13 protein-coding genes are annotated in these 12,724 nt (G+C 59.8%); 10 read left to right on the top strand and 3 right to left on the bottom strand.

The window, feature by feature from the left end; translation table 11 throughout:
- Nucleotides 1-10 precede the first annotated feature (10 nt).
- The 10 genes from V5F77_RS11335 to V5F77_RS11380 all read left to right on the top strand — a co-directional run bounded on the left by V5F77_RS11335 (nucleotide 11) and on the right by V5F77_RS11380 (nucleotide 9,672).
- Entirely contained in the window at nucleotides 11-1,387 is a 1,377-nt protein-coding gene (locus tag V5F77_RS11335) for an NAD-dependent succinate-semialdehyde dehydrogenase (RefSeq protein ID WP_429005445.1), read from the top strand.
- A 1-nt stretch (nucleotide 1,388) separates the two neighbouring features.
- Entirely contained in the window at nucleotides 1,389-1,805 is a 417-nt protein-coding gene (locus V5F77_RS11340) for a cupin domain-containing protein (RefSeq protein ID WP_429005446.1), read from the top strand.
- 89 nt (nucleotides 1,806-1,894) lie between these two features.
- Entirely contained in the window at nucleotides 1,895-2,872 is a 978-nt protein-coding gene (locus V5F77_RS11345) for a Bug family tripartite tricarboxylate transporter substrate binding protein (protein WP_429005447.1), read from the top strand.
- 19 nt (nucleotides 2,873-2,891) lie between these two features.
- Nucleotides 2,892-3,383 (top strand): tripartite tricarboxylate transporter TctB family protein, encoded by a 492-nt coding sequence (locus V5F77_RS11350; protein WP_429005448.1) that lies wholly within the window; start codon nucleotides 2,892-2,894, stop codon nucleotides 3,381-3,383.
- A 6-nt stretch (nucleotides 3,384-3,389) separates the two neighbouring features.
- Nucleotides 3,390-4,910: a tripartite tricarboxylate transporter permease gene (locus tag V5F77_RS11355; RefSeq protein WP_429005449.1), complete on the top strand. Its 1,521-nt coding sequence runs from the start codon at nucleotides 3,390-3,392 to the stop codon at nucleotides 4,908-4,910.
- Nucleotides 4,907-5,962, top strand: coding sequence for an Ldh family oxidoreductase (locus V5F77_RS11360; RefSeq protein ID WP_429005450.1), 1,056 nt, complete (start codon nucleotides 4,907-4,909; stop codon nucleotides 5,960-5,962). The genes V5F77_RS11355 and V5F77_RS11360 overlap by 4 nt, the downstream gene beginning before the upstream one ends.
- A 46-nt stretch (nucleotides 5,963-6,008) precedes the next feature.
- Nucleotides 6,009-6,752, top strand: a complete 744-nt coding sequence (locus V5F77_RS11365; RefSeq protein ID WP_429005451.1) for a hydroxypyruvate isomerase family protein — start codon at nucleotides 6,009-6,011, stop codon at nucleotides 6,750-6,752.
- Between the two features lie 34 nt (nucleotides 6,753-6,786).
- Nucleotides 6,787-7,926: a hypothetical protein gene (locus V5F77_RS11370; RefSeq protein WP_429005452.1), complete on the top strand. Its 1,140-nt coding sequence runs from the start codon at nucleotides 6,787-6,789 to the stop codon at nucleotides 7,924-7,926.
- A 76-nt stretch (nucleotides 7,927-8,002) separates the two neighbouring features.
- Entirely contained in the window at nucleotides 8,003-9,178 is a 1,176-nt protein-coding gene (locus tag V5F77_RS11375) for a lactonase family protein (RefSeq protein WP_429005453.1), read from the top strand.
- Nucleotides 9,179-9,309: 131 nt separating this feature from the next.
- The gene (locus V5F77_RS11380; RefSeq protein WP_429005454.1) at nucleotides 9,310-9,672 is read left to right on the top strand and encodes a class II aldolase/adducin family protein; all 363 of its coding nucleotides are present in this window, start codon (nucleotides 9,310-9,312) and stop codon (nucleotides 9,670-9,672) included.
- 133 nt (nucleotides 9,673-9,805) lie between these two features.
- On the opposite strand, the gene V5F77_RS11385 is transcribed toward V5F77_RS11380, so the two are convergent.
- From V5F77_RS11385 to V5F77_RS11395, 3 genes are all read right to left on the bottom strand, one after another.
- The gene (locus V5F77_RS11385) at nucleotides 9,806-11,242 is read right to left on the bottom strand and encodes a hypothetical protein (protein ID WP_429005455.1); all 1,437 of its coding nucleotides are present in this window, start codon (nucleotides 11,240-11,242) and stop codon (nucleotides 9,806-9,808) included.
- Between the two features lie 6 nt (nucleotides 11,243-11,248).
- Entirely contained in the window at nucleotides 11,249-11,695 is a 447-nt protein-coding gene (locus V5F77_RS11390; RefSeq protein WP_429005456.1) for a hypothetical protein, read from the bottom strand.
- A 107-nt stretch (nucleotides 11,696-11,802) separates the two neighbouring features.
- Nucleotides 11,803-12,342: a hypothetical protein gene (locus V5F77_RS11395; protein ID WP_429005457.1), complete on the bottom strand. Its 540-nt coding sequence runs from the start codon at nucleotides 12,340-12,342 to the stop codon at nucleotides 11,803-11,805.
- Nucleotides 12,343-12,724 lie beyond the last annotated feature (382 nt).

Below are 12,724 nucleotides of genomic sequence, written 5' to 3' on the forward strand. Positions count from 1 at the left end.
CGGTTCCGAGATGCTCGTATCCATCAACCCCGCCGATGGCGCCGAACTGGCGCGCTATCCGCTCCACAGCGCGCAGGATGTGGAAGACGCGCTAGCCGATGCCGCGACCGCGCAGGCGGCATGGCGGCAGGTTCCCATTCTCGAGCGCGTTGGCTTGCTGCGCCGTATGGCGAGCGTGCTGCGCGCGAACAAGTCCGCCTACGCCCGCATGATCACACAGGAGATGGGTAAGCCGCTGGTCGAGGCAGAGGGCGAGATCGAGAAGTGCGCGTGGAATTGCGACTTCTATGCAGATGAGGCGCCGGTTTTCCTCGCTGATGAGATCATCGCCTCGTCTGCATCTCATAGCGCCGTCGTGTTCGACCCGCTCGGCGTCGTGCTGGCGATCATGCCGTGGAACTACCCGTTCTGGCAGTTCTTCCGTTTTGCCGCGCCTGCCTTTGCCGCGGGCAATGGCGCCCTTCTCAAGCATGCCAACAATGTGCCGCGCTGCGCACTGGCGATTGACGAGGTGATGCGCGAAGCAGGGTGTCCCGACGGGTTGTTCCGGACGCTGCTGATCGACGCCGGCTCTGTCGCCGGGCTGATCGCCGACGACCGGATCGCGGCTGTCACGCTGACCGGCTCGACCGAGGTTGGCGCAATCGTCGCGGCGCAGGCCGGCAAGGCGCTCAAGAAGCAAGTGCTGGAGCTTGGCGGGTCGGATCCCTTCATCGTGCTCTCGGACGCCGATGTCGAGGCCGCCGCAACCATGGCGGTAAAGGCCCGTTATGTGAACGTCGGGCAGAGTTGCGTGAACGCCAAGCGTTTCATCGTCGACCATGCGGTAGCGGACAGCTTCGTCGAGGCATTCTGCCGCCATGCCGCTGCCCTCAGGATGGGGGACCCGCTCCAGCAGGGCGTGTCTATCGGACCTATGGCGCGCGCCAATCTACGCGCCACGCTTCACGATCAGGTGGAACGCAGCGTCGCGGCTGGTGCGATCCTGAAGATGGGCGGCCAGATGGTCAACCGCCCGGGCTTCTTCTATCCGGCAACCGTCCTCGACAACGTGACGCGGGAGATGGCGGCTTTCCGCGAGGAAACCTTTGGTCCGGTCGCCGCCATAATCCGTGTCGACGGGGCTGATGAGGCGATCCGTCTCGCCAACGACACCGAGTTCGGCCTCGGTGCGGCGCTCTGGACCGCCGATGTCGAATCCGGCCAACGCCTCGCACGGACGATCGATGCCGGCGCCGTCTTCATCAATGGCATGGTCGCTTCTGATCCCCGTCTACCCTTCGGCGGTATCAAGCGGTCCGGCTATGGCCGGGAACTCGGCTCCTACGGCATCCGCGAATTCGTGAACCTCAAGACCCTCTGGGTCGGCCCCGTGAAGGCAGCCTGAAATGACCAATACCCATCCAACCGGCGCGGTGCTGCGCCCCTCCGAAATCAAGCCGCGCGAACGTGGCAGCGGCGCGCGCACCGTGCCGCTCGTCACCCGCCGCATCGGTTCGACCAGCCTGATCAACGGCATCACCGCTTTTGAGGGTGGCGCGTCGATCCCGATCCACACCCATAATTGCGAGGAGAGCGTGATGGTGCTGGAGGGTCATGCCATCGCGACCCTCGACGGTGTCGAGCACTACCTCGGTCCACAGGAGACCACGTGGATCGCGGCGAACGTGCCACACAACTTCCGCAACGCGTCGGCGACCGAGCCGATGAAGATCTTCTGGACCTACGCGTCCATCGACGCCACCCGCACCAACGTCGCCACCGGCGACACCCGCACCATTGATGCAGAACACGACGCCAAATAGGCGCGAGTGACCAGAGTTCCGCCTGACGGAGCTCCCAAAAGAAGAAAAGACGCCAAATCAAACAATCACATACCCTTAGGGAGGGAATAATGATCGCTATGGATCGCCGCCAGTTTTCCGTTCTCGCGACCGCAGCCATCGCTTCGCTGACGGTAGGCACTTCGCCGCTGCTGGCGGAGGAGGTGAAGGGGCTTGAACTCCTTGCCCCCAGTGCTCCGGGCAGCGGTTATGACCAGCTCGCGCGCAGCATGCAGATCGTGCTTCAGGAAAAGAAACTTGCCTCAGGCGTTCAGGTCCAGAACGTCGCCGGCGGCGGCGGCACGGTCGGCCTGTCGCAGTTCATCACCAGCCGCAAGCGGGCACCGAGCATTCTGGTGTTCGGTTTTGCGCTGGTCGGCGGCATCATCACCACCAAATCGGCGGTGACGCTGAACCAGGTCGTACCGCTCGCCCGGCTGATGGGCGAGACCAACGTCATCGTTGTTCCCGCGAGTTCAGACATCAAGACGATGGCCGATCTTGTGGCCAAGCTGAAGGCCAATCCGCAGGCGGTGTCGTGGGCGGGCGGTTCTATCGGCGGCATCGACCATGTGATGGTCGGCCTGATCGCCAAAGCCGTGGGCGTCGATCCGACCAAGGTCAACTATGTCGTGCACGCCGGCGGCGGCGAAGTACTCGCCTCCACGCTTGGCGGCCATGCCACGGTCGGCATCAGCGGCTTCGAGGAATTCCGCAGCCAGATCGAGGCTGGCAAGCTCCGCGCGCTGGCGATCTCGTCGGGCGAGCGCATGCCAGACGTGAAAGTGCCCACGCTGAAAGAGGGCGGCGTCGATCTCGCCATTATGAACTGGCGCGGCCTTGCCGTTCACGCCTCGACCTCGGAGGAGGAGAAGAAGGCGCTCGCCGAGATGATCGCGGCAATGGTCAAGACCGAGGAATGGAAGGCGGTGCTTCAGAAGCGCGGCTGGATCGACGCCTATCTCCCCCCTGCCGAGTTCGCGAGCTTCCTGAAGCAGGAACAGGTTCGCGTGGCGACGGCGCTCAAAGACGTCGGCCTGACCCAATAGTCGATCTGGAGAACCGGCGATGACGACAGAAAAGGGCCTGCGACTTGGAGAAGTCGCCTTCGGCCTGGCGGTACTGGCGCTTGGCGTCTTTATCGCCTTCGAAACCTGGACAATGCCTGGGGTGGGTGCGGCGACAACCGTTGGCCCCCACCTGTTCCCCGGCCTCGTTGCCGCAGGACTGATCCTTGTCGGCTTGTGGCTGCAGCTTGAGGCCGTTACCACCGGTCCGGTCGAGGCCGATGGAATCGAGATCGACTGGCCGTCCTTTTCGCTGGTGGCGAGCGGCCTGCTGCTCCAGATCGTTTTGCTGGAAACGCTCGGCTGGATACTCGCCGGTACGCTGCTGTTCGTCATGACAGCGCGCGCCTTCGGCAGCCGCCGCTATCTCACGAACGCCCTGATTGGTCTCGCGCTCACGATACTGACCCTCGTGGTGTTCGACCTGGGTCTGGATCTCGAGCTTCCCGTCGGTTCGCTCTTCGAGCCGCTGCTCGACGCCCTTCGGAAGTAGATCATTATGGATACGCTCAGCGCCCTGTTCCACGGCTTCTCCGTGGCGCTCACGCCTTACAACCTCATGTGGTCGGCGATCGGCGTGACGCTCGGCACCGCGATCGGCGTCCTGCCCGGCATCGGCCCGGCGCTCACTGTCGCGCTGCTGCTGCCGGTCACCTACAATCTCGACCCGACCAGCGCCTTCATTATGTTCGCCGGCATCTTTTACGGCGCAATGTATGGCGGATCGACCACCTCCATCCTGCTGAACACGCCCGGCGAGAGCGCGTCCATCGTCACCGCACTCGACGGCCACGCTATGGCGCGCAAGGGACGCGGCGCTCAGGCGCTGGCGACAGCGGCGATCGGCTCCTTCGTCGCCGGCACAATCGCGACGGTCGCGCTGACCTTCGTCGCGCCGCTGATGGTGCGCATCGCACTCGCCTTCGGACCGGCGGAATATTTCGCCCTCATGGTGCTGGCGCTGACCACGGTCACGGCGGTGCTGGGTGACTCCCTGCCGCGTGGGCTCGCCAGTCTGTTCTTCGGCCTCGCCCTCGGCCTCGTCGGCATTGACCTGCAGACCGGGCAAGCACGTTTCGCGCTCGGCATACCGGAACTGCTCGACGGCATTGACGTCGTCGTAGTGGCTGTAGGTCTCTTTGCGGTCGGCGAGACGCTCTACAACGCCGCGCGGCATCGCTTTGAGCCCGAAGAGATGTACGATCTCAAGGGTTCCAAATGGATGAGCCGCGAGGACTGGGCCCGCTCATGGAAGCCCTGGCTGCGCGGCACCGCCATCGGCTTTCCTATCGGCGCGCTACCGGCAGGCGGCAGCGAAATCCCGACCTTCCTGTCCTATCTGATCGAGAAGCGGCTCTCCAAGCACCCCGAAGAGTTCGGTCACGGCGCCATCGAGGCCGTCGCCGGTCCGGAAGCCGCCAATAATGCTTCGGCGGCCGGCGTGCTGGCGCCGCTGCTGGCGCTCGGTTTGCCGACCTCGGCCACCGCAGCCATCATGCTCGCCGCCTTCCAGCAATATGGCCTGCAACCAGGCCCGCTGCTGTTCGAGAACAATTCGAGCCTCGTCTGGGGCCTGATCGCCAGCCTCTATATTGGCAACGTGCTGCTGCTGGTTCTCAATCTGCCGATGGCCGGTGTGTGGGTGAAGCTGCTCATGATCCCGCGGCCCTGGCTTTATGCCGGCATCCTGATCTTCGCGACCATGGGCGCCTACACGCTCAACAACAATCTAGTCGATCTCGTGATCCTCTGGGTGATCGGGCTCATCGGCTTCGGCATGCGCGTGCTCGATATTCCTGTCGCTCCCTGCATCGTTGGCCTGATCCTTGGTCCGATGGCGGAGCAGCAGTTTCGCCGGGCGCTGGCGATCAGCCAGGGCGACCTCTCCGTCTTCGTCACCCATCCGATTTCGCTGGGGCTGCTGCTGATCGGCCTTCTCCTCATCCTCGTGCCGGTACTGCTGCGCCGGCGCCGGGCGGCGAGCCACCCCGCAACCGATCTCACACGAGAGGCCCAATGAAGCCGTCCCATCTCATCAAGGCCGACGATCTGCTGCACTTCTCGACGGCAATCTACGTCGCCGCCGGGCTTGCGGAGGCCGATGCGCGGCTGTGCGCCGACACGCTGGTACAGGCCGATCTATGGGGGCACCAGTCCCACGGCGTCATGCGCCTGCCCTGGTATGTCGCGCGACTCAGATCGGGCGCCGTCAAGGCGGACGCCGTTCCCGAATGCCTTATCGATGCCGGCGCGATCGCCGTCATCGATGGCCACGACGCCATGGGGCAGGTCCTGGCGGAGCGCGGCATGCGCCAGGCGATCCGCCGCGCCAAGGCGCATGGGGTCGGCGTGGTGGCGCTGCGCAACTCCAATCATTTCGGCACGGCGATGTATTTCACGCTGCTGGCCGCAAACCAGGGATGCGTCGCCTTCCTTTCGACCAACGCCAGCCCGGCGATGGCGCCGTGGGGCGGCCGGGGCAAGACGGTGGGGACGAATCCCTGGTCGTGGGCGGCTCCCGCAGGCCGGCACGCGCCGATGGTCCTCGACATTGCCAATACGAGTGTGGCCCGCGGCAAGATCTATCTCGCTCAGCAGAAGAGGCTCGCCATTCCCGAAGGCTGGGCCATCAATGCCGAGGGAGAGCCGACGACCGATCCTGCCGATGCGCTCAAGGGTGTCACGCTGCCGATGGCGCAGCACAAGGGCTACGCCATCGCCGTGATGATGGACATGTTGTCTGGCGTGCTCACAGGCAGCGCCTTCGGCACCGGTGTGAGCGGCCCCTACCAGGCCGAGCGTCGGGGCGGGACGGGTCATTTCATGATCGCCCTCGACATTGCCGCCTTTCAATCGCCAGCCGAGTTCGGCGAGCGCATGGATCGGCTCATCGACGAACTGAAATCCGTGCCACTGGCAAAGGGTTTCGACGAGATCGTCTATCCGGGCGAACTCGAGGCCCGGAACGATGCGATGCACCGGGCGCACGGCATCCTCCTCCCGGCGGACACGGTGAAGGACCTCGGGCGTCTCGCCGACGAGACCGGATGCAGATCTCCATTCGCCAATTGAGGACGGTTCGGTGCCAGCACGCAGATACAGCGCTCATCTCGGTTACATGTTCACCGAGCATCCGCTCGAAGAGCGCTTCGCGGCCGCTGCAGCGGCCGGCTTCCGAGAGGTCGAGCATCCGGGTCCCTATGGGCTCTCGGCGGAGCGCGTGCGCGAGCTCTGCGACCAGCATGACCTCTCATTCGTCCAGATGGCGCTGCCGGCCGGCAATGCCGCGCGCGGAGAAAAAGGCATCGCTTGCCTACTCGGCAGGGAGCAGGAATTCCGGCAAAGCGTCGAGACGGGGCTCGACTACGCACAAGCGATCGGCAGCCGCTTCGTGCACGTCATGGCCGGCGTCGTTTCCAAGCCTGAGGTCTTCGATGCCGCCCGGGAATGCTACATCACCAATCTCCGCTTCGCATGCGACGCCGCCGCCGCTCGCGGCATGACGCTACTCGTCGAGCCGATTGGGGGCGCCACGATCTCCGGCTATCTCGTCGACCATCCGGCGAAGGCGCTTCGCGCGATCGCCGGCGCCGGCGCCTCGAACCTGCGGATGCTGTTCGACGCCTTCCACGCAACAAATGCCGGAGTCGACGCCATCACCTTCGTGCAGCAGCATTCCGAGACGATCGCGCACATCCATATTGCGGATCATCCCGGGCGACACGAGCCTGGAACAGGGACATTCGACTTCATCCGCTTCTTCGAAGCTCTCGATCGTGTCGGCTACCTGGGTTCGGTCGGGCTGGAATACATCCCGGCCGGCGACACACGGGAGGGCCTGAGTTGGCGCTCCCGATTCTGAGCCTTCAGACCAATAAACACGATGGAGTGGGAGGATGATGAGGATCGTTCGTTGGGCGATGGTGGGCGCATGCATGGCCATCGCCACGAGTGCCGGAGCGCAGACGAAACTCTATAATGGCGAAGCGGCGGTCACCGCCGCAGGCTTCCCCGCCGTGACCTATTTTAGGAAGGGTGATCCGGCCAAGCCGCTCGTGGTCTTTTCGCCTGGCGCGCACCACATGGCGCGTATTGCCTATGGCGGACATTCAGGAGCGCGCCGCGAGGATTTCCTCGATCATTGGCTGACGCAGAAAGGATACAGCTTCCTCGCTGTCTCCTACCCCATCGATACGCCCGCCTTCGCCGAGAAGCGCCCGGAATTCACGGCACGCGACTGGGGCAAGCAACTGATCGAGATAGCCCGGACGAAGATCCAGCAGAACGGCCTCTCCAACAAGATCGTGGTCGCGTTGTGGAGCATGGGCGGCAAGGCGGTCCAGCCGAGCTACGCCGCAGCCCGGGACGCGGGCCTTGAGGTCGAGACGACGATCTCGTTCGCCGCCACCCCGGGAATTCCCGGCCTGATCTCCTATACGACCCATATCGACATGGCGCCCTCCGGATATGCATCGCGCACGCCCCTTTATGTGGGCTGGCTGAAGCAATTGGCCGACAATGCGAAGGACAATGGCGGCCGAGCGATCATTCCAGAGGAGATTTTCCGTACCGAGTATGTAGGGGACATGTCGGTCAATCTCCAAGGCTATGGAGAGGTCTATCGCGAGGGCAAATTCGAGCTCGATCACATGGCCCAGGCGACGGCTTACGGCGCCTTCAACTTCGACGCCTACCCCCTCGTGACCGTCTTCGAGAATGAGGAAGTTGCCGATGCGCGGCACGTTCTCGCCGATCGGGCCAACTGGACGATCTACAACGTCAACACGATCGTCAATCGCTACATCGCCGGCAACAAGATCAAGCTCGGCGCGCTCGGGGACGAGCATTGGAAGAAGCTTGTCGCGTTGACACGAGAGCTCGACGACCGGCTTTCGATCGCGGTCGGCGGAAACCACTTCTTCTTCGTCGGCGAACGCGGGGCGAAACGTACGGCTGCGGCGATTGACGAAGCTGTCGCTCGAACCAGAGCCGTCAGGGCCGAGCTTGAGGAGATTTTGAAGATACCTCTGGAGTAGTGGCCCGTCGCCACAGAGCCGGGGCCTCGAGTTCAGGTCAAGAACACGAATAATGACTTAATATAGGGAGGAATAGGTGTCTGGGAATACGGACCTCAATCGTCGTCACCTGATCATGGCCGCCGGAAGCCTTGCAGCCGCCGCTACTGCCGGATGGGTCTCGCAGCCCGACGAGGCGCAGGCGGCAGCTAAACGGGGCTATGCCTATGTGGGCTGTCGAACAACCAAGGAGCGCAACGCGCATGGGGAAGGCATTGGCGTTTTTGAGATCGACGCCAGTTCCGGCGAGTGGAGGCAGGTACAGCTGCTTCGGGATCTCGTGAATCCATCGTTCCTGGCAATCGATCGGCGAAGGCAGTTTCTTTACGCTGTTCACGGCGACTTCAGTGAAGTCAGCGCCTTCAAGATCAATGCGGGCACCGGCCAACTGAGCTTCATTAATCGGCAATCCACACAGGGGAAGAACCCGGTTCATCTCACGATGGACAATACCAATCGGTTTCTCACGGTAGCGAACTACGCGACGGGTACGTTGGCGGTTCTGCCCGTCGGAGCTGACGGCGCGCTGGGGCCTCTTGCCAGTCTGACAGAGCTTGCGGGATCTACGGGCCCCCACAAGGTGGAACAATCCGCGTCACACCCACATCAGGTCCTATTCGATCCCAGCCGACGCTTCATCGTCGTGCCGGACAAAGGCTTGGACCGTATCTTCATTTATCGTTTGGACCCCGACACTGGAACGCTTCTGCCAAACAACCCACCTTCGATCAAAACTCGCGAGGGGGCAGGTCCGCGGCATATCGATTTTCATCCGACCAAGCCCTTCGCATATGTCGTTAACGAGCTTGACTCCACTGTGGCGACTTATCGATGGGACGGCGAGCGCGGTGCGCTCGAGGCTTTACAGATTCTGCCCTCGACGCCATCGTCGTATGTCGGAAACAACCGAGCGGCAGCTATCCAGATCGCGCCTTCAGGTCGCACTCTTTGGGCCTCCAACCGAGGTCATGACAGTATTGCCATCTATGCAGTGGATCAGGGCACGGGACTGCTGTCACCTGCAGGATGGGAACTAACTGCCGGACGCGGGCCGCGATTCATGACATTAGATCCATCTGGAGCCCGGATTTACGCCGCGAATGAGCTCACAGACAATATCGTTGAGTTTCACGTAGATGAGTCCTCTGGACAGCTCAGCAATACAGGGCAGATAATAAGCACTGGAAGTCCCGTCTGCATTCTTTTTTCTTAGAAAAATGGCATTTCCGGTACGTAAAATAGAATACAATGCCAGGCGTATCAGTTAAGCTTCACATGAGAGCTGTCCCGTCAACTTGAGGGGCGGGAGGACGGCACCTTTCCGGCGACAAGCCGTCGAAGGAAGTGTTCCTGCACCAAGCGTTCTACGAGACGCGACCCCAAACGGACGCGGTGGTGCATCTGCACTCGACCTACGCCACCGCGCTGTCCTGCCTGCCGGGTATCGACCCGACCGACTGCATCGAGCCGCTGACGCCTTATGTCGTGATGCGCGTCGGCCGCGTGCCGCTGCTGCGCTATGTGAAGCCCGGCGATCCGGCGATGGGCGCCATGATCCGCGCGCTGAAGGGCGCGAGCGCCGGCTTGCTAAGCTGGCCGACAACGCGAGGTGTGCTCTTGGTACGCGCCTTGGTGGAAGGAAAGAACGGCGCGAATGCGCCTGTAACCTACGCCAACTCTCGTAGAGAAATGGCGCGCCGACGTTGATGAAAGTGAGAACTACGTGTTCGCTGCGGCACTCTAGGGCGCGCACTTCAATGTGCTGACCGGGCTTGCCCGGCGCCAGCTAAGCGCCAGAATCGGGCGCCGACTCTGACATACGAGGTCATTGCGCTTTCGCTTAATGCCCACGTTTCTTAATAGTATGAGCCACCGGATCGAACGTATTCTGCGCCCGCTTGCAGGCCCCATCCCAGTCGAAGTAGCTGGGCGAGATGTTCATGTAGGCCCAAATGTTAGTAAGATAATCCCGGAAGCGAACCGCCCGTTCGTATCGGTCCGCTAATGCAAATGAACGGATGTTGGCTCGCAATGCGTCGCTGGCGCGCTCTTCGAAGATCGGCGTATCAACAACCACCGCGCCAAGGTAGGTAAAAGACGTCATCCATGTCTTTAGGTGATAAGCACCAATAGTATTGATCCGAAATGCACTCGGAACAAAGCCGTACGCGCCATCTTCGTCTTCTTCAAAGGTAATTCTATCTGGCGCCTCAATCAATTTCTTATTGTTTGCCGCGCGCACAGTCGCATCTACGACGGCTGGTTTATACCCCAGCGCCTGCATTTCAGATTTTATAATGTCGTAGCTTACGAAATCTTCGGCGCTACGGCGCGGCGCATTCTCATCGAGGAGACCAAGGATCAACGGAAGCAGGAAGTGCTCGCGAGGATCATCCGTTTGAACGGTGAATATATTAGCGGCGATGACTTTTTCCGGGTCAAAATACTGATAATCCCTTCTTAGCGCCACCTTCCAAAAATCATGAACCGGAATAAAATATCTTGATGTTTGCTCGAGACTAATCACCAGCCTCTGCAGGTCTACGTTGGGATTACCAAACATCCCAGCAATAAACTCAATCAAGAGCCGCACGTTCCCGCCCGTTATATTTTCGAGAAACAGCTTTACATCATCAGAATAATCGATTGAATCAAGCAAAACCTGTATCAGCGTCGCGATATTTCCGAATTTAAATGAAATGCCGTTAAGTTTACTTAGCTGTCGCTTGCCTTCCGCGATGCTCAATGCAAAGGCTAGACGCCGCTTGATGACCTCATCGATCCGCGGCGGCGCGATCGTGAACACTCGGTGAGGATAGGCCGACAGCGCACCAGACCGCTTAGAGACAAAGAACGTTCGGGGACGCACTGAAATGAAAACCGTCGCACGCCAATCGGCGGCAAGATTCTGGGCAATGACAAACGCTTCTTGCTGAACAGCAGTGCTGCGTTGATCCGCATTGTCAAGAGCGATTATTATCTGCTTGCGTCGCTCCGTAGAAAGGTACTCGACAGAAGCGCGAATATGTTCAGCCTTATTTTTCCGCCTTTCGTCAAGCATAGATAAAAGCTTTTCTGTATAAAGAGTCGGATTTGACTCTTTAATTTCGCCGTATAACCCTCGTTCAAATCGCTTTATTTCCTTTTTATAGATCGACTTAACAAATACAGATTCATTTATATCTAAGTCATATTTTTCGATCAGTGCATTTTCTATTTGATCTAAGACTAGCGATTGAATGTCATCCCAAAGAGCGCCTTTTCGACCGAGGTTCACGTACGCTTAAATCGCATGCTGGAATTCGGCGAAGGCACTTACATACATTAGATGCTTTAAGAATGAAGATTTTCCTACGCCAACATCGCCAACCAAAGCGATGGGGTGATTAGATATAGCTTGGGACAGTATCTCTGGTGTAAGCTGTGGCTTTGCTCCTTTTCCTAACACAGGCCTTACGGTATATGCGTCCTCGGCGTCGGGAAATATGGAAGCATAGCGCGCGCTTAACATTTGCTTGCTGATTAGTGCATGTTGGTTCAAAGCTCCACTCTGACAATAGCATGACTTGTAAAAACTCTCTTCATCCTCTGGCTGATCAGAAACACTTAACAAAAGCAACTCAGCAATATCAGCCATGGAGCGCTGAAGGTCACTTGGCTGACGAAATTGTGGGTACTGAGGAATGCTTGTAGAGAGTTTTTCAGGTGGCTTAGAAGATGCGGCATTCATCAGTAGTTCAAATAAGCTGCCAGCCTGAATCGGCCAGGAGAAAGTAGCTGCCAAGCCCTATGAAAAGCAGAGCCGAGCTGATCTAAACTCTCGAAAAGAATGCATTTTTACTTTGTCTTGACGTCCAAGTCTTTCTCAGCGCGAAAAACCACTATTTGGTGACCATTCGTGGCAACTGCCACTTCAACGCCTCGGGCAAGGCAGTAGCCATTCACCTGATCAATCGCCTCCTTGCACTCTGTAAAAACAAGCATAACGGAGGAGAGAGCGTGCACTAGGCTTGCCGTTCGCCGTTTCGGAACCTCAAAGAGCTTCCCCTCGCGCTTCGCCTCCCAGATCACGGTAACGGGTTTACCAAGTTCGTAGTCGGAATACTCGCGCCCTTGAGCCTTTTCGAGATGAAGTTCATCAGGATGGGCAGGCCATCCGAGGCATTCGACGATGATACGATCAATGATATGAAAGCGCGTTTCGGCTTCATTCATCGTGCGATCGCGACCGTTCAGGTCGGCGATTAAGCGCTCAAGGTTCGCCAACCCCTCGTTTAATTCAGATGCGGCCGGACCCACCACGAATCGCCCCCTATGCACAATGCAACGATGACCCGCGGATTCGGACTGCGCAACGTGGCGGTTGATGGATTTCACCTTCGCTTCCACGGGGCACAGTAACCACTTTCTAATCCAGGAGACGAGTTGACTGAGTAGCTGTAGGGCTTGTTCGTGTGCCTCTGATCGGACGAGGGCATATCGAGAGGTCGGGTCGTCGGCGCCGGCCGAAGGGCCTGTTCCGATTGTGATGCTATCTCGGGCCCTGGTTGGTGCGACGAATCCCATCGACGATATATGCTTGTCCGCGCGCAGGACGCGGGCGGCGCCCGACACGGTGATTCGCTCTCATGTCCTGACCCATGACACAATCGCTGTGCCGGCCCCCGTCCGGCCGCCTTTGCGACTAAGATCGGATAGCATAAAAAGCGATGGATAATTCGTCCGCACGATTTATGATGTTCACTATATGTTCGAACCT

Origin of the sequence: Roseixanthobacter psychrophilus, assembly GCF_043195195.1 — a bacterium.
Taxonomy (GTDB): domain Bacteria; phylum Pseudomonadota; class Alphaproteobacteria; order Rhizobiales; family Xanthobacteraceae; genus NCEH01.

What these genes read in the sequence shown, in the direction of transcription:
- V5F77_RS11335 (WP_429005445.1), top strand. Translation starts at nt 11, where the DNA reads ATGCTCGTATCCATCAACCCCGCCGATGGCGCCGAACTGGCGCGCTAT.
- V5F77_RS11340 (WP_429005446.1), top strand. Translation starts at nt 1,389, where the DNA reads ATGACCAATACCCATCCAACCGGCGCGGTGCTGCGCCCCTCCGAAATC.
- V5F77_RS11345 (WP_429005447.1), top strand. Translation starts at nt 1,895, where the DNA reads ATGATCGCTATGGATCGCCGCCAGTTTTCCGTTCTCGCGACCGCAGCC.
- V5F77_RS11350 (WP_429005448.1), top strand. Translation starts at nt 2,892, where the DNA reads ATGACGACAGAAAAGGGCCTGCGACTTGGAGAAGTCGCCTTCGGCCTG.
- V5F77_RS11355 (WP_429005449.1), top strand. Translation starts at nt 3,390, where the DNA reads ATGGATACGCTCAGCGCCCTGTTCCACGGCTTCTCCGTGGCGCTCACG.
- V5F77_RS11360 (WP_429005450.1), top strand. Translation starts at nt 4,907, where the DNA reads ATGAAGCCGTCCCATCTCATCAAGGCCGACGATCTGCTGCACTTCTCG.
- V5F77_RS11365 (WP_429005451.1), top strand. Translation starts at nt 6,009, where the DNA reads ATGTTCACCGAGCATCCGCTCGAAGAGCGCTTCGCGGCCGCTGCAGCG.
- V5F77_RS11370 (WP_429005452.1), top strand. Translation starts at nt 6,787, where the DNA reads ATGATGAGGATCGTTCGTTGGGCGATGGTGGGCGCATGCATGGCCATC.
- V5F77_RS11390 (WP_429005456.1), bottom strand. Translation starts at nt 11,695, where the DNA reads ATGAATGCCGCATCTTCTAAGCCACCTGAAAAACTCTCTACAAGCATT.